The 14905-nt window shown below is 71.9% G+C and carries 16 protein-coding genes; 9 read left to right on the top strand and 7 right to left on the bottom strand.

What is annotated here, in order from left to right:
- Positions 1-7: 7 nt before the first annotated feature.
- The 3 genes from ACERZO_RS01070 to ACERZO_RS01060 all read left to right on the top strand — a co-directional run bounded on the left by ACERZO_RS01070 (position 8) and on the right by ACERZO_RS01060 (position 2361).
- Positions 8-640, top strand: coding sequence for a TetR/AcrR family transcriptional regulator (locus tag ACERZO_RS01070; protein WP_372660201.1), 633 nt, complete (start codon positions 8-10; stop codon positions 638-640).
- Positions 641-718: 78 nt separating this feature from the next.
- Positions 719-1276 carry a DinB family protein gene (locus ACERZO_RS01065; protein WP_372660199.1) on the top strand — a complete coding sequence of 186 codons (558 nt, stop codon included), beginning with the start codon at positions 719-721 and terminating at the stop codon, positions 1274-1276.
- On the top strand, positions 1273-2361 hold the full coding sequence (locus tag ACERZO_RS01060) for a winged helix DNA-binding domain-containing protein (protein ID WP_372660197.1): 1089 nt from the start codon (positions 1273-1275) through the stop codon (positions 2359-2361). Before ACERZO_RS01065 ends, ACERZO_RS01060 begins: the two co-directional genes overlap by 4 nt.
- Here the strand turns inward: ACERZO_RS01060 and ACERZO_RS01055 are convergent.
- The gene (locus ACERZO_RS01055; protein ID WP_372660195.1) at positions 2358-3314 is read right to left on the bottom strand and encodes a helix-turn-helix transcriptional regulator; all 957 of its coding nucleotides are present in this window, start codon (positions 3312-3314) and stop codon (positions 2358-2360) included. The genes ACERZO_RS01060 and ACERZO_RS01055 overlap by 4 nt on opposite strands.
- Before the next feature lie 111 nt (positions 3315-3425).
- On the opposite strand from ACERZO_RS01055, the gene ACERZO_RS01050 reads away from it, so the two are divergent.
- Together ACERZO_RS01050 and ACERZO_RS01045 are read left to right on the top strand one after the other, a co-directional pair.
- Positions 3426-3884, top strand: a complete 459-nt coding sequence (locus ACERZO_RS01050; RefSeq protein ID WP_372660193.1) for a nucleoside deaminase — start codon at positions 3426-3428, stop codon at positions 3882-3884.
- Positions 3885-3905: 21 nt separating this feature from the next.
- Positions 3906-4871 (top strand): isopenicillin N synthase family dioxygenase, encoded by a 966-nt coding sequence (locus ACERZO_RS01045; RefSeq protein WP_372660191.1) that lies wholly within the window; start codon positions 3906-3908, stop codon positions 4869-4871.
- Here ACERZO_RS01045 and ACERZO_RS01040 read toward each other — a convergent pair.
- Positions 4865-5341 carry a hypothetical protein gene (locus ACERZO_RS01040; protein WP_372660189.1) on the bottom strand — a complete coding sequence of 159 codons (477 nt, stop codon included), beginning with the start codon at positions 5339-5341 and terminating at the stop codon, positions 4865-4867. The genes ACERZO_RS01045 and ACERZO_RS01040 overlap by 7 nt on opposite strands.
- Positions 5342-5439: 98 nt before the next feature.
- Entirely contained in the window at positions 5440-6711 is a 1272-nt protein-coding gene (locus ACERZO_RS01035) for a GGDEF domain-containing protein (RefSeq protein ID WP_372660187.1), read from the bottom strand.
- Positions 6712-6938: 227 nt separating this feature from the next.
- Between ACERZO_RS01035 and ACERZO_RS01030 the strand changes: the two genes are divergently transcribed.
- Both ACERZO_RS01030 and ACERZO_RS01025 read left to right on the top strand, forming a co-directional pair.
- On the top strand, positions 6939-7898 hold the full coding sequence (locus ACERZO_RS01030; protein ID WP_372660185.1) for a chitinase: 960 nt from the start codon (positions 6939-6941) through the stop codon (positions 7896-7898).
- Between the two features lie 220 nt (positions 7899-8118).
- A complete protein-coding gene (locus tag ACERZO_RS01025) occupies positions 8119-9492 on the top strand; it encodes a purine-cytosine permease family protein (RefSeq protein WP_372660183.1) in 1374 nt (457 codons plus the stop codon).
- Here ACERZO_RS01025 and ACERZO_RS01020 read toward each other — a convergent pair.
- Both ACERZO_RS01020 and murJ read right to left on the bottom strand, forming a co-directional pair.
- Entirely contained in the window at positions 9456-9938 is a 483-nt protein-coding gene (locus ACERZO_RS01020) for a hypothetical protein (protein WP_372660181.1), read from the bottom strand. The two genes, ACERZO_RS01025 and ACERZO_RS01020, sit on opposite strands and share 37 nt — an antisense overlap.
- A gap of 127 nt (positions 9939-10065) precedes the next feature.
- Positions 10066-11847 (bottom strand): murein biosynthesis integral membrane protein MurJ, encoded by a 1782-nt coding sequence (gene murJ / locus ACERZO_RS01015; RefSeq protein ID WP_372660179.1) that lies wholly within the window; start codon positions 11845-11847, stop codon positions 10066-10068.
- Between the two features lie 121 nt (positions 11848-11968).
- On the opposite strand from murJ, the gene map reads away from it, so the two are divergent.
- Positions 11969-12751, top strand: a complete 783-nt coding sequence (map, locus tag ACERZO_RS01010; protein WP_372660177.1) for a type I methionyl aminopeptidase — start codon at positions 11969-11971, stop codon at positions 12749-12751.
- A 36-nt stretch (positions 12752-12787) separates the two neighbouring features.
- Here the strand turns inward: map and ACERZO_RS01005 are convergent, their stop codons facing one another.
- The gene (locus ACERZO_RS01005; protein WP_086672410.1) at positions 12788-13045 is read right to left on the bottom strand and encodes a hypothetical protein; all 258 of its coding nucleotides are present in this window, start codon (positions 13043-13045) and stop codon (positions 12788-12790) included.
- 214 nt (positions 13046-13259) lie between these two features.
- Between ACERZO_RS01005 and ACERZO_RS01000 the strand changes: the two genes are divergently transcribed.
- Positions 13260-13736, top strand: a complete 477-nt coding sequence (locus tag ACERZO_RS01000) for a hypothetical protein (RefSeq protein ID WP_372660175.1) — start codon at positions 13260-13262, stop codon at positions 13734-13736.
- Positions 13737-13786: 50 nt separating this feature from the next.
- Here the strand turns inward: ACERZO_RS01000 and ACERZO_RS00995 are convergent, their stop codons facing one another.
- A complete protein-coding gene (locus tag ACERZO_RS00995; RefSeq protein ID WP_372660173.1) occupies positions 13787-14827 on the bottom strand; it encodes an aldo/keto reductase in 1041 nt (346 codons plus the stop codon).
- Between the last annotated feature and the right edge of the window lie 78 nt (positions 14828-14905).

The raw sequence follows: 14905 nt of genomic DNA, 5'->3' as shown, positions 1-14905 counted from the left end.
TCACCGGATGACGATGTCGCTGTCGGCCGAACTCTGGCCGGATGTGCAGCCCGAGACCGCTCGCCGGTTGATGCTGGCCGGCGTGGAGGCCTTCGCCAAGCGGGGCTACCACGCCACCACCACGCGGGACATCGCCGGAGCCGCCGGGATGAGCCCCGCCGCGCTCTACGTGCACTTCCCCTCCAAGGCCGCGCTGCTCTTCGCGATCAGCCGGTACGGCCACGAGCAGACCCTCGCCCTGGTGGAGAACGTCGTCGCGAAGGAGTCCGATCCCGTCGAACGGATCCGGCTGATCGTCGAGGACTTCGTCGCCTGGCACGCGCGGCGCCACACCGTCGCCCGGGTCGTCCAGTACGAGCTGCAGGCCCTGCCCGAGCAGGAGTTCCAGGTGGTCGCCGAGCTGCGGCGGCGCATCGAGCGGATCGTCCGGGAGGTCATCGCCGACGGCGTCGAGGAGGGTGTGTTCACGGTGTCCGACCCGCACACGTCGGCCCGCGCGGTGCTTTCCCTCGGCGTCGACGTCGCCCGCTGGTACACCGAGCGAGCCCGCCAGACCCCGGCCGCGCTCGGCAAGGAGTACGGCGGCCTCGTGCTGCGCATGCTCGGCGCGGCACAGCCCGAGGCACCGGTCACGGGCTGAGCGCCCGTCGTGCGACACGATCACCGACCCTCGCAATAGCGGACACCTCCTGTCCGCTATCTCTGCCACGCTGACCGCATGACCACCGATACCGAACGCGAAGACCTGATCGCCGAGCTGGCCACCGCCCGCGCTGCCCTCCTCACCACCACCGACGGCCTCACCGATGAGCAGGCCGGCGCGACCCCGACCGTCAGCGCCCTCTGCCTCGGCGGCCTCGTCAAGCACGTCGCGTCGATGGAAGGCAACTGGCTGCGCTTCGTCGTCGAAGGCCCGTCGGTCATGCGGTTCGACCTCCCCGACGGCGTCACCTGGGCGGACATCGTCGCCGGGACCGCCCGTGCGTACCCGCAGTGGATGATCGACCACCAGAACGAGTTCGCCATGCGGCCCGGCGACACCCTGGCGACCGTCCGGGCGCGCTACGAACACGTCGCCAAGCGCACCGAGGACGTCATCCGCACGCTGCCCGACCTCTCGGTGACGCACAAGGTGCCCGACGCGCCGTGGGACGACCGGCCCGGGCAGCGGTGGACCGCGCGGCGGGCGATCCTGCACGTCATCTCCGAGACCGTCCAGCACGCCGGCCACGCCGACATCCTCCGCGAGACCCTCGACGGGCAGAAGGCGACGTGACCGTCCTCGACCCCCGGGCGCTCAACCGCGCGACGCTCGCCCGGCAGCTCCTGCTCGACCGCGCCGAGCTGCCCGTGCACGACGCCGTCGCGCACCTCGGCGGCCTGCAGGCGCAGGAACCCCAAGAGCCCTTCACCGGCCTGTGGTCACGCCTGCGCGGCTTCGACCCGGCCACGCTGTCGGACCTGCTCACCGAGCGCCGCGTGGTGCGGACGCACCTGATGCGCCGGACCGTCCACCTGCTCACCGCCGACGACGTCCTCGCCTGGCGGACGCGCTTCGACGCCATGCTGCGCCAGCGCGTCCTCGGCGTCTACCGCCGGGAACTCGACGGCGTCGACCTCGACGAGCTCGAAAAGGCGGGGCTCGCCGTCCTGGCCGACGGGGAGCCGAGGTCGATGGGCGACCTCGCGCGGGCGGTCGCCCACCGGTGGCCGGAAGCCGGGCCGCGGCCGCTCGGCGAAATGCTGGTCGCCGCGCTGATCCCGGTCGCACAGCTGCCGCCGCGGGGACTGTGGCGCGGCAAAGCCGGCGTGCGGAACCTGCCGCTGTCGGCGTGGCTGGGCCGCGACGTCGACCCGCTCGATCCGGCCGACGCGGTCGGGCGGACGCTGGTGCGCCGCTACCTGGCGGCGTACGGCCCGGCGGCGACGGCGGACCTGCGCGCGTGGTCCGGCCTGGCCGGGCTGCCCGCGGCGGTGAAAGCCGTGCGCGAGGAGCTGGTGGTCTTCCGCGACGCACGCGGCCGCGAGCTGCTCGACCTGCCGGACGCGCCGCGCCCCGACCCGGATACGCCCGCCCCCGTGCGGTTCCTGCCCGCGTTCGACAACGCGATCCTCGGCTACGACGACCGGACCCGCGTCATCGACGACGCCCACCGCCTGCTCTCGGTGGCCGGCGAGCGGGTGGTGCTGGTCGACGGCCGGGTCTCGGCGACGTGGACGGTCGAGGGCGACACGGTGAGCGTGCGGCCGCTGCGGAAACTGACCGGGACCGAGCGCCGGGAAGTCACCGGGGAAGGCAGCGAGCTGGCGGCCTTCCTGAGCGACGGCGAAAGCGATTGCGTCCGGCTCGAAGCGGGCTAGCCGACCGCGCGGGCGAAGCGCTCCGCGACCTCCCGCAGCCGCTCGACCAAGCCCGGCGGGGCCTCCTCCACCACGAAGTCGTACCCCCACTGCGCCAGGTAGTACGGCACCGTGTCCAGGGTGTTCGCCCCGGTCCGGACCCGGCAGCTGTGCTCGTCGATCGGCTCCACCGCCCCGGTGGTCGGCGGCACCCGCGCCGCCACCACCGCTGCCGGCGCCGCCACGCGCAGCACGAGCTGGTGCGGGTACGGCGCCGACGAGATCTGCCGCGACACGTACGCCGCCAGGTCCTCGGCCGGCGGCTCACGGGGCGTGAACCGGAAGCTCGGCGCCGGCACGGCGGTGATCCGGTCCACGCGGAACGTACGCCAGCCGGCCCGGTCCAGGTCGTAGGCGACCAGGTACCACCGTCGTCCCGTGTGGACCAGCCGCAGCGGCTCGACCGACCGCTCGGTCTCGGTGCCGGCGCGGTCGCCGTAGGGGAACCGCAGCCGCTCGTGGTCGCGGCAGGCCGCCGCGATCGCCGTCAGCACCGACGCGTCCACCACCGGGCCGCCGCCCGGGAGCGACACCGTCGCCGCGCCCAACGCGCCCACCCGCGGCCGCAGCCGCGCCGGGAGCACCTGCTCCAGCTTCGCCAGCGCGCGCACCGACGTCTCCTCGATGCCGCTGACCGTGCCGTTCGCCGCCGTGCGCAGGCCGACCGCCACCGCGACCGCCTCGTCGTCGTCCAGCAGCAACGGCGGCAGCGCCGCCCCCGCGCCGAGCCGGTAGCCGCCGGCGACGCCGGGCGTCGCGTGCACCGGGTACCCCAGGGACCGCAGGCGCTCGACGTCGCGGCGGATCGTGCGGACGTCGACCTCCAGGCGCGACGCGAGGTCCGCGCCCGGCCAGTCGCGGCGGGCCTGCAGCAGCGACAGCAGCCTGAGCAGGCGTTCCGATGTCCCGTACATGGGACGCAGTGTGCCAGACATCGAGGACAGCTCCGGTCCGCGATCCGCCGGAAGGTGCAGTTGAATCGTCAAACACTTGCCACGGACCGCGTCGGGCGGAAAGAGTGACGCATGCCGATCGACCCGGACGCCCTGCTGGCCGTCGCCCGTGAAGAAGCCGAACTGGGCAAGGCCGAGGGCGGCGTCCCGATCGGGGCCGCGTTGTTCGACACCACGGGCACGCTGCTCGGCCGCGGGCACAACCGGCGGGTGCAGGACGACGACCCGTCGATGCACGCGGAGACCTCGGCCTTCCGCAACGCCGGCCGCCGCCCGCACTACCGCGACACCATCATGGTCACCACGCTTTCGCCGTGCTGGTACTGCTCCGGGCTCGTCCGTCAGTTCGGGATCGGGCGCGTCATCATCGGCGAGGCGACGACGTTCCACGGCGGGCACGACTGGCTCGCCGGGCTCGGCGTGGAGATCACCCTGCTCGACGATCCCGCCTGCACCGCGCTGATGACGGAGTTCATCGCGGCGCGCCCGGACCTGTGGTTCGAAGACATCGGGGTCGAAAAGTCCGAATAGGACAGTGTTAGAGGAGCCGGTATGCCGTCAACCGTTCCGCTCGTGGACCTTTCACCGTGGTTCGCGGGCACGTCCGAGGGCCGGGCCGAGGTGGCGACGCGCATCGACGCCGCGCTGCGGGAGTCCGGGTTCCTGCTGGTCACCGGGCACGGCGTGCCGGACGACCTGCGCCACCGGACGCGTGAGCTGGCGCGGGAGTTCTTCGCGCTGCCCGAGGACGTCAAGCAGCGCTACGCCGTCACCGTCGGCGGCCGCGGCTGGCTGCCGCCGGGCGTCGAGGCCAACGGCTACGCCGAAGGCACCGAGACCCCACCGGACCTGAAGGAGTCGTTCTCCGCGGGCGCGGACCTCGGCGTCGGCGTCGCCGAGGTCGACGGGTTCTGGTTCCAGCCCAACGTCTGGCCGGTCGAGGTCCCGGGCCTCGCCGAGACGGCGACGGAGTACATGCGCCGGATGCGCGCGCTGTCGGACCACCTCCTCGAGATCTGCGCCGCTGCGCTCGGCCTGGCCGAGAACCACTTCACGCGGCACACCGCGCACCCGACGTACACGTTCAACATCAACTGGTACCCGCCGATGACCCGCGTCGGCGCGCCGGAGCCGGAGCAGTTCCGGATCGGGCCGCACACCGACTTCGGCACGGTGACGGTGCTCGACCGCCAGGCCGGCGTCGGTGGCCTGCAGGTCTACACCGCCGACGGCGAATGGGAGGACGCGCCGTTCCACCCGGACGCGTTCACGGTCAACATCGGCGACCTGATGGCGCGCTGGACGGGCGACCGCTGGCGGTCGACGCGCCACCGCGTCCTCCCGCCGGCGGTCGCCGCCCCGGACGAAGACCTGGTGTCGCTGATCTTCTTCTACGAGACCGACCACGACGCGCGGATCACGTCGCTGGCCCCGCCGCTGGGCAGGACGACGTACCCGGAAGTGATCGCTTCGGACTACCTCCGCGAAAAGCTGAACGCGATCACGGTGGCTCAATAACAGATTTGCTTCGCGGTCGCGGCCGGGACCTTTTCGCACAATTCCCCGGTGCCGCCGCCCACCGGAACCCAGTTTCCGTTCCGGTAGGTGAACAGAATGCTGCCCCCGTCGATTTCGTTGGAGAAGTGCGCGAAGGCCCAGGGCGCGACGCATTTGATGCGCTGCAGGCCGGTGCTGTCGACGATCAGCGCGCCGGACACCTTCTCGTCCGCCTTCAGCGCGGCTTCCAGCTTGGCCTTGGTCGCCGAAGCACAAGCACCCACCTTGGTGGGCGCCGGCTTCACCGCCTGCGCGGAGGTCGTGGCCTGCGCGGGTGCGGCGGCCGTGGTCGCGGCCGGCGTCGTCGTCGCGGGCGGCGCGGTCGCGACCTGCCCGCCGGCCGGCGCATCCTGCGGACCGGTGCACGCCGAAAGAACGACCGCGGCCGCCACACCGGTTCCGGCCACGACGACACGACGAACTGAACGCATTGTTTCCCCCTGAAATCCCCCGACGGCCCCTCGCCGCCTTCCTGCCATTCAAGACGCCCGGCGGTATGCCCGGTTGTACGCCTTTCCTAACGGAAGGATCACGACGCCGGTTCAGCGCAGATCGTCCGATTGCGGCCCGCCGCCTTCGCACGCAACACCGCCGCCTCCGCCGCCGACAACGCCTCCGCCAGCTCCGCACCGGGCGCACACACCGCCACCCCGACCGACACCGTCACGCCGACGAACTGCGGGCCGTCGCCGGACGCCTTCAGTGCCACCAGCGTCGAGGCGACCCGCAGCCGGATCCGCTCGGCGATCGCCATCGCGTCGAAGCGGCCGGTGCCCGGCAGCAGCACCGCGAACTCCTCGCCGCCGGACCGGCCCACCAGATCCGCCGCCCGGACCTCGTCGCGCAGGGCGTCGGCGACCGCGCGCAGGACCGCGTCGCCGATGCGGGCGCCGTAGCGGTCGTTGAGCCGGCGGAAGTGGTCCAGGTCGAGCACCAGCACCGCTTGGCCGGGGCCGTGGCGGCCGAGCCGGTCCAGTTCGGCTTCGGCGGCGCCGCGCCACGACGCCGCGGTCAGCACGCCCGTGCCGGGGTCGAGGGTGACGTGGTCGCGGCGGCCGTGGCCGAGCCCGCCGCGGTGCAGCACGACGGTGGCGCCGGCCAGCACCGGGACCAGCAGCGGCGCGGCCTGCACGGCCCAGGCGAGCGGCAGGGCGAACGCCGTCATCGCGGCGTCGAAGGCGTGGCCGGGCAGGGCCGCGCGGAGCCGGCGGGGGCCGTCGGCGGCGGTGACGAGCGCGGCGTTCACCGCCAGGAACACCACGCCGGCGACGGTCAGCAGGACGACGGTGCGGGCGTCCAGGACCTCGCCGAGCGGCCGGACACCGGTCGCGGTGAGGAACGCGCCGGCGACGAGACCGGCCAGCGCCGTCGCCGCAGCGCCGAACACCTGCCGGTACCCGGGTCTTCTGCGGACCCGGAACCACTGGTGCAGCGCGGAGAGCACGACCAGTGCGACGGCGAGGCCCGGCCGGAGCACGAGCACCCCGGCGAAGATCCACGGCGTGTCGACGCCGGGGCCGAGGAGGGTGTCCTCGCGGTGGCGCTCCACGGTCCTGGCGAGCTCGGCCGAGACCAGCATGCCGCCCCCGAGCAGCGCGAACGGCGTGAGCATGGCGGCGAGCGGCGGGAACCGCAGCGCCGCGAGCACGGCGGCGGCGACGGCGAGGACGTCGATCGCGACGAGGTAGAGGACCTGGCCGCGACGCGGCAGCCGCCAGAGCGCCCAACGCCGCGGCACGACGGCGGGCAGGAACCGGCCCGGGCGGCGTCCCCCGCCGGCGGCGACCGAATCCCCCACCATTTCGGCAAAGTAGCCGGAATGGCGGGCGGTGTCACTCCGCCTTCAGGGGAATCTCACCCCCGCCGACGCTCGGCACCCGGGCGCGCACCGTGCGTCATTTTCCGACCGAAGAAGGGTTGACACGCAACATTGGTCTAGTCCACTGTGTGGTGGCACACACCGCTCCTCCCGGGATGATCCCGCCGCCTCAAACCGGAGGTGCTCCACTCGCACATTGGAGGACCCCCATGCAATCAGTGCGCCGTCTGGTGACCCTCGCGCTCGCGGCATCGGCCGCCCTGGCGACGGCGGTCGGTCTCGCCCCGCAGGCCATGGCCGCGGTCGACCCGGTGCTCGCGTCCCCGTACCTGTACCAGTGGGGCGGCCAGACCAGCCCGACCGCGGCGATGTCCGCGACCGGCGTGAAAGCGTTTACCCTCGCGTTCGTCCTGTCGGACGGCACCTGCAACCCGAAGTGGGACGGCAGCCGCTCGCTGACCGGCTCCGACAAGACGATGATCCAGAACATCCGCAACGCGGGCGGGGACGTGATCCCCTCCTTCGGCGGCTGGTCCGGCACGAAGCTGGGCTCCAAGTGCACGTCGGCCTCGGCGCTGGCGGGCGCATACCAGAAGGTGATCGACGCCTACGGCCTCAAGGCGATCGACCTCGACATCGAGAACACCGACGAGTTCCAGAACAACACGGTGCAGGACCGCATCCTCAACGCGGTGAAGCTGACCAAGCAGAAGAACCCGAACCTGAAGGTCGTCATCACCATCGGCACCACCACGACCGGCCCCGACTCGTGGGGCAAGCGCCTGATCAACCAGGCCAAGGCGATCGGCGCCCCGGTCGACGTCTGGTCGGTCATGCCGTTCGACTTCTCCAGCGGCGGCGACATGGCCGCCCTGACGAAGTCCGCGGTCGACGGGCTGAAGAACCAGCTCAAGACCACGTTCGGCTGGAACGACGACACCGCCTACCGGCACAGCGGCCTCTCCTCGATGAACGGCAAGACCGACAACGCGGGCGAGACGGTCACGGTGGCGAACTTCAACTCCATCCGCGGCTACGCGGCGAGCCACCACCTCGCCCGCTTCACGTTCTGGGCCACCAACCGCGACTGCAGCGGCGGCGGCGAGTGCAGCGGCATCACGCAGGACAAGTACGCGTTCACGAAGATCGTCGCCGGGTACGCCGGCTGACGCGAGACCCGTAGTGGGGCTGTCGGAGGCCCTCTCACCGGCATCGGGGCCGGTGAGGGGGCCTTCGCCGGGTCCCGGTCAGCGGCACCCGTTCCGGTGACCGGGATGACGTGAATGACTCATTCATGTCGTCAGGCGACAGGAATGAGTCATTCACGTCGTCGGGAACCCCCGCGGAATCCGTCACACCGCCGAAATCTTCGTCGCCTACCGTCTTCGCATGGCGACCACCGAGCAGCACTCCTACGGCGACAAGGTCGTCGCGGTCGAGCCCGGCGGGGTCGAGCCCGTCGCCGACGCCGACCGGCACGGCACGCCCCGGCAGCTGGCCTGGACCTGGGCCTCCCCCAACCTCGAGTTCGCCACGATCTTCGTCGGCGTCCTCGCCGTCACCGCCTTCGGGCTCTCCTTCACCCAGGCCGCGCTCGCCGCGGTCGTCGGGAACGGGCTCGGCGCCGTCGCCCACGGCGTCCTGAGCGCCCGCGGTCCGCGCTACGGCGTGCCGCAGATGGTGCTCGGGCGGGCCGCTTTCGGCTACCGCGGGAACGTGCTGCCCGCCGCGCTCATGTCGGTCATGGCCGGCGTCGGCTGGTTCGCCGTCAACAGCGTCAGCGGGGCGTTCGCGCTCGCCGGCCTCACCGGGCTCCCGACGCTCGCCTGCCTCGCACTCGTCGTCGCACTGCAGATCGTCGTCGCCTTCTTCGGGCACAACCTCGTTCAGGCGTACGAAAAGTACGTCTTCGCCGTGCTGGCCGTCGTCTTCGCCGCCGCGAGCGTGGTCGTCTTCGGGAAGTCCGGCGCCACCACCAACTCCGGCAGCGTGGGCGGGTTCCTGCTCGCCGTCGGGACGGCGTTCGGCTACACCGCCGGCTGGAACCCCTACGCCGCCGACTACACGCGTTACCTGCCGAAAACCGCGTCACGCCGGGCGATCGGCCTCTACGCCGGCGGCGGGCTCTTCCTGTCGACGACCGTCCTGATGCTCGTCGGCGCCGCCTCGACGACCATCGCGGGCCCGGCCGAGGACAACCCCACGACGGCGTTCACCGGGCACCTGCCCGGTTTCCTCGCCGCCGCGACGCTGCTGGCGATCACGCTCGGCGCCGTCGCCGCGAACGTCCTCAACGTCTACTCGGGCGCGCTCGCCTTCCTCGCGCTCGGCGTCCGGTTGCCGCTGGCCTGGCGCCGCGCCGTCGTCGCGGTGGCGTTCGGCGCGGTCGGGTTCGTGCTGGCGTGGCTCGGGCTCGCCGACGCCGGGCACGCGTACGAGAACTTCCTGCTCGTGATCGCCTACTGGATCGGCCCGTGGCTCGGCGTGCTGCTGGCCGACCACCACCTGCGCCGCGGCACGGAGTTCGGCGACCTGCTCTTCGACAAGGGCCACCGCAACGTCGCCGGGTTCACCGCGTTCCTGGTCGGGCTGGTGGTGTCCGTCGGGCTGTTCGCGAACCAGGCCCTCTACACCGCGCCGATCCCGAAGGCGGTGCCCGGCACCGGCGACCTGACGTTCGCCGCCGGGTTCGTGCTCGCCGCCGGCACGTACCTCCTGCTGCGCCGTCAGCGCACCGGCGTGCCGTCGCGCCGGCAGCCGTAGGGGGTGCAGCGGCTCCAGTCCGCTGTGGACGACGGCAGGGTGACCGTGGTCGTCGGCGACGGCGGCAGCTCGACCGTCACCGTGGGCGTGGGGGTCGGCGTCTTGCGCGCGTGCATCACCACCGGGGACGGCGTGGTCGTCTGCGTGGGCGCCGCGACCGCCGTCGACGTCGGGACGCCGGTCGCCGGCTGCAGCTGCGGGAACTGCGTGGTCCCCGGGACGGGCTCGGGCCGCGACGCCAGGACGACCACCAGCCCGCCCAGCACCACCAGCACCGCCGACGCCAGCGCGAGCCTCCCCGCCGCACCGCGCGGCTCGTCGCCGGGGTCGCGCCGGGCCGCCGTCTCGGCCGACCGCGAGCCGGGCCGCCTCGGGCGCAGCCCGGCCTGCTGCAGCAGTTCGTCGACCGAAACCCGGTCCCGCCGCCTGCGCGCCCTGCGCGTCATGCACGAACCTCCACCCCATCGCCGATCGGGTGGATATTAGGAAGCCGCGCCGGAAATGTAAACGCGCTGATCGCAGCGGTCTCGTTACCGTTTCGAGACATCCGGATCGCGTTTCCGGCCGTAGTCGTCAACGAGAGGCGAACCGCCGCCGGAGACCGGCCACCCGCCGGGTCACCGGGGTGAACTCCGGGAGCTTGAGCAGCGCCAGCAAGCCGAACGGGACGGCCATCCCCAGCAAGGTCTGGACCGGCAGTTTCACCCACGCGCCCGCGATCGGGCCGAGGGAGCCGGGTACGGCGTAGCCGGCCAGCACCGCCGCCCCGACGCCGAGCGCGCTGACCGACAGGGTGATCAGCCCGACCCGCAGGGACCGCTTGCTGCGCAGGTGCCCGAGCCGGACCCACAGCCACACCTGGCCGAGGACGGCGCCGACGACGAACCCGGCGCCGTTGACGAGCATCACGCCGTAGACGACGTGCTCGCCGTCGAGCAGCCCGCGGCACAGCAGCAGCAACGGGATCTTGACCGCGGTCATCACGAGCATGATCAGCGTCGGCGTGCGGGCGTCCTTCATCGCGTAGAACACCCGCAGCTGCAACATGACCAGGGCGAACGGCAGCAGCCCGACGGCGGAGACGGCGAGCGTCTGGCCGAGCCGCTCGGCGTCCTCGAGGGTGCCGCGGCCCCACGTGAAGATCGCGATGCCGACCGGCGTGCCGACGACGGCCAGCACGGCGGAGATCGGCACGAACAGCACCGTCGACATGCGGGAGGCGAGCGAGAGGTCGCCGACGAGCGAGACCGTGTCGCCGTCGGCGGCCGCGCGGCTCATCCGCGGCATCAACGCGGTCAGCAGCGAAACGCCGAGGATCCCGTACGGGAGCTGGAAGAGCAGGGACGCGTAGCTGTAGGCCGTGACGCCACCGCTGCTGCCGTGCGTCAGCACGCGGGTGGTGACGACGAACCCGACGTGGCTGATCACGACGTAGCCGAGGATCCACGCGGCGAGCCCGCCGAACTCCTTGATCCGCGGGTCGAAGCCCCAGCGCCAGCGGAACCGGAACCCGGTGCGCAGCAACGCGGGGATCAGCACGACGGCCTGCACGACGATGCCGAGCGTGGTGCCGAGGCCGAGGACCAGCAGCTTCGGGTCGCTCATCCGGACCGGGTCGAGCGTCAGCTCCCCCGGCACGACGGCGAACACGACGAGCGTGCCGGTGACGACGACGTTGTTCAGCACCGGCGCCCAGGCCGGCGGCCCGAAGACGTTCTGGGCGTTGAGGATCGCCGAAAGCAGCGCGAAGAGGCCGTAGAAGAGGATCTGCGGCAGCAGCAGGTACGCGAGCGCGGTCGTCAGCCCCGGGTTGGCCGTCGGAGACGATTTGTCGACGTAGAGCGTGGTGAACAGCGGCGCGATCGCCACCGCGACCGCCGTGCCGACGGTGAGCAGCACCAGCCCCATCGTGATCAGCCGCTGCGTGTAGGCGCGGCCGCCGTCCGGGTCGTCCTGCGAGCGGACCAGCAGCGGCACGACGACGCTGGCGAGCACGCCGCCGAAGAGCAGTTCGAAGACGATGTTGGGCAGGGTGTTCGCGACGGTGAAGGAGTCGTTGACGACCCCGGTGCCGACGACGGCGGCCAGCAGCAGCTTCGCGACGAACCCGGTGATCCGGCTGACGGTGGAGGCGACCGCCATCCGGCCGCTGGAGCGGGCCAGCGACGAGCCGGCGCCCTCGCCGCGGCCGGCGCTGACGGGCGACGCGGGCGGCCGCGCGACGATCTGGGTGGCGAACTCGTCGTAGGGCCGCCGGGAGACGTCGGGGTCGCGGGTCGGCCAGTGGGCGCCGCGCAGTTCGCTGGGGAGGAAGACCGTCGCCTCGTCGTCGACCGGTGGTGGGGGTTCCGCCATGGCCCAAGCCTGCCAGGTCGGACGGCTTTCGGGGCCTCGTGTGCCGGACTGGTATTCCTATACCGGGGACGTGCTACCGTTCCGGTATAACTATACCGACTCTTGGGGACGCGAGGTTTTCGTGATCGAACTGAAGTCGCCCGCGGAAGTGGACCGCATGCACGTGACCGGCCGCTTCGTCGCCGAGATCCTCACCGAGGTCGGCCGGCTCGCCGACGTGGGCGTCAACCTGATGGACCTCGAGCACCACGCACGCGGGATGATCAAGCGGCGCGGCGCGGAGTCGTGCTACTGGGACTACGCGCCGTCCTTCGGCAAGGGCCCGTTCCGCAACGTGATCTGCCTGTCGGTCAACGACGCCGTCCTCCACGGCCTGCCGCACGACTACGTGCTGCGCGACGGCGACGTGCTCACCGCCGACCTCGCGGTCAGCATCGACGGCTGGGCGGCCGACTCGGCCCGCACGGTCATCGTCGGCACGCCCGCCGAGGAGGACCTGCGGATCATCCGCGCCACCGAGGAAGCCCTGGAGGCGGCGATCGGCGCGGCGCGCGCGGGCAACCGGCTGGGCGACATCTCCGCGGCGATCGGGGCAGTGGCCGCGGAGTACGGCTACCCGGTCAACACCGAGTTCGGCGGGCACGGCATCGGCCGCACGATGCACGAGGACCTGCACGTTCCCAACAAGGGCACCGCCGGCCGCGGAATGAAGCTGCGGCCGGGCCTGACGCTCGCGCTCGAACCCTGGTTCGCCCGCACGACCGACCGGATCGTCTACGACCCCGACGGCTGGACCATCCGGTCGGCCGACGGCTCCCGCACGGCTCACTCCGAGCACACGGTCGCCGTCACCGAAGGCGAGGCCCGGGTGCTCACCCGGCGGGACGGCGAATCGAACACCTGAGCGAACAGCGACGGTGCGTGACGCACGTGCGGAAGCTCAGGCGGCGACGGTGATCTCCAGCGCGGCGCGCCCGGCCTCGGTCAGTTCGGCCGGGACGCGCCCGGTGGCGGCCTCGACGGCGGGACGCAGGTAGCCGCCGTGGGCGAGCGCGTGGGCCGTCATCTGATCGCAGCACGCGAATCCGTCGATGAAGAGGTCGGGCTCGCAGCTGCACGACATCTGCGCACGTCCAGCGGCCACCGCCTTCAGCATCGCCATCGCGCGGTGGGTGAGCTCGACTCCTGAACCGGACACCGGACTGCCTTCCTCTGCGGTCTTGCTACGTATGGTCATTCGCCCGTTGGGCCGATTGTGTTACTTACGACACTATGACGGTTCGGAGCAGATCGAGGTTCCGATGGGTCCCGATCGGTGTCGACGAGCGGTGCGACGGTCGCGGCGAGCGGTCGCTAAACCGCCGGGCGCGTCCGGGCGTGAGGGTGGTGTCATCGACCTCCGGAGGAGCCCCATGCTCAAGCGCACCCTGACGATGTTCACGTTGCTCTGCACGGCCCTCGCCCCCAGTCTGCTGTTCTCCGCGACCGTGGCGCACGCGTCGGCCCCCGGCGCCGCACCGCTCGCGGTCGCCGTGTCGCCGAAGTGCTCGGGCACGCTCTCGCACGGCAAGATCCGCTACCAGGTCTGCTTCCGCTGGAACTGCGACAGCACGAAGTGCAACGTGCTCGGCTACCTCGGGCTGATCAACACGGCCACGAGCGCGCGCACGGTCGAGTGGCAGCTCGACTACAAGATCGACGGCGGCTTTTACTACCACGACAGCAACGGCACGGCGGTGCTGGCCGCAGGCGAGCAGCGGACGATCTATCCCGCGGTGGGCCGGCAGACGCAGCTGTGCGTCCGCAACGAAGAGAACCTCCAGATCAGCTACGACAGCACCGGCCCGAGCATCGCGGCGATCACCAGCGAGTTCGTCGGCTGCCAGTAGGGCGGGCGCACGGCCGGGTGCCGGGCATCGCCTGGGCACCCGGCCGGCGGTCAGCGCCGGCCTTCGAGCTTCAGGTCCCCGCGCATCACCGCCCGGATGTGGTCGCCGGCCAGCAGGTCGTGCGGATAGCCGAGGTCGATCGCACTCGCCTCCTCGAGCCGGGCCAGCTGAGCCTCGCCGAACTCGACCTCCAACGCCCCCAAGTTCCCCTCCAGCTGCTCCGGAGTCCGCGCCCCGATGATCGACGCCGTCACGCCCGGGTTCTGCAGGGTCCAGGCCAATCCGACCTGCGCCGGCGTGTGCCCCAGCTCGTCCGCCACCTCCGTGACGACGTCCGCGATGGCGAGGTTCCGCTCGGTGACCATGCCCAGCCCCGCGTTGAAGCTCTCGCGGGCGCCCGAACCGGCACCGGCACGGTACTTGCCGGTCAGCAGGCCGCCCGCCAGCGGCGAATACGGCGTCACCCCCAGCCCCATCGTCCGCGCCATCGGGATCAGGTCGCGTTCCGCGGCCCGGTTGATCAGGTTGTACTCGACCTGCAGCGCGATCAGCGGTGACCAGCCGCGCAGGTCGGCGATCGCCTGCATGCGCGAGACCTCCCACGCCGGGGCGTTCGAGATCGCCACGTACAGCACCTTGCCGCGGCGGACCAGGTCGTCCAGACCACGCAGGATCTCCTCGACCGGCGTCGTGAAGTCCCACACGTGCAGGAACAGCAGGTCGAGGTAGTCCGTGTCCAGCCGCCGCAGACTGGTGTCCACCGACGCGACCAGGCTCTTGCGGTGGGCACCCGACGAATTCGGGTCGCCGGGCCGGCGCAGCGTCGTGTACTTCGTGGCCAGCACGAGGCTTTCGCGGTGGTCGCGGGCGAACTCACCCAGCTGACGTTCGGCGCTGCCGTCGGTGTAGGTGTTCGCCGTGTCGATGAAGTTGCCGCCGCGCTCGACGTAGGTGTCGAACAGCTTGCGCGCCTCGGCCTTTTCCGCGCCCCAGCCCCATTCGGTGCCGAACGTCGCCGTGCCCAGCGCCAGCGGGGAAACCCGCAGCCCGGACCGGCCCAGCAGCCGGTAGGTGTCCAGTGTCAATGCCATGGGCGGTGAGTCTCCGCTCTCGCCCCGGCGGTGGTAAGGGAAAGGACTTCCTGGGAACACGAGTCCCACCCCGGCTGT

It is taken from the genome of Amycolatopsis kentuckyensis, from assembly GCF_041679295.1.
GTDB classification, from domain to species: domain Bacteria; phylum Actinomycetota; class Actinomycetes; order Mycobacteriales; family Pseudonocardiaceae; genus Amycolatopsis; species Amycolatopsis kentuckyensis_A.
The sequence above is the reverse complement of the archived record's forward strand: the minus strand, read 5'-3'. Positions and strand labels throughout refer to the sequence as shown.

Coding starts and splice junctions, on each gene's coding strand:
- ACERZO_RS01055 (WP_372660195.1), bottom strand. CDS start 3,314: ATGTACGGGACATCGGAACGCCTGCTCAGGCTGCTGTCGCTGCTGCAG.
- ACERZO_RS01045 (WP_372660191.1), top strand. CDS start 3,906: ATGCCGTCAACCGTTCCGCTCGTGGACCTTTCACCGTGGTTCGCGGGC.
- ACERZO_RS01070 (WP_372660201.1), top strand. CDS start 8: ATGACGATGTCGCTGTCGGCCGAACTCTGGCCGGATGTGCAGCCCGAG.
- ACERZO_RS01035 (WP_372660187.1), bottom strand. CDS start 6,711: ATGGTGGGGGATTCGGTCGCCGCCGGCGGGGGACGCCGCCCGGGCCGG.
- murJ (WP_372660179.1), bottom strand. CDS start 11,847: ATGGCGGAACCCCCACCACCGGTCGACGACGAGGCGACGGTCTTCCTC.
- ACERZO_RS01030 (WP_372660185.1), top strand. CDS start 6,939: ATGCAATCAGTGCGCCGTCTGGTGACCCTCGCGCTCGCGGCATCGGCC.
- ACERZO_RS01020 (WP_372660181.1), bottom strand. CDS start 9,938: ATGACGCGCAGGGCGCGCAGGCGGCGGGACCGGGTTTCGGTCGACGAA.
- ACERZO_RS01000 (WP_372660175.1), top strand. CDS start 13,260: ATGCTCAAGCGCACCCTGACGATGTTCACGTTGCTCTGCACGGCCCTC.
- ACERZO_RS01040 (WP_372660189.1), bottom strand. CDS start 5,341: ATGCGTTCAGTTCGTCGTGTCGTCGTGGCCGGAACCGGTGTGGCGGCC.
- ACERZO_RS01065 (WP_372660199.1), top strand. CDS start 719: ATGACCACCGATACCGAACGCGAAGACCTGATCGCCGAGCTGGCCACC.
- ACERZO_RS01050 (WP_372660193.1), top strand. CDS start 3,426: ATGCCGATCGACCCGGACGCCCTGCTGGCCGTCGCCCGTGAAGAAGCC.
- ACERZO_RS00995 (WP_372660173.1), bottom strand. CDS start 14,827: ATGGCATTGACACTGGACACCTACCGGCTGCTGGGCCGGTCCGGGCTG.
- ACERZO_RS01025 (WP_372660183.1), top strand. CDS start 8,119: ATGGCGACCACCGAGCAGCACTCCTACGGCGACAAGGTCGTCGCGGTC.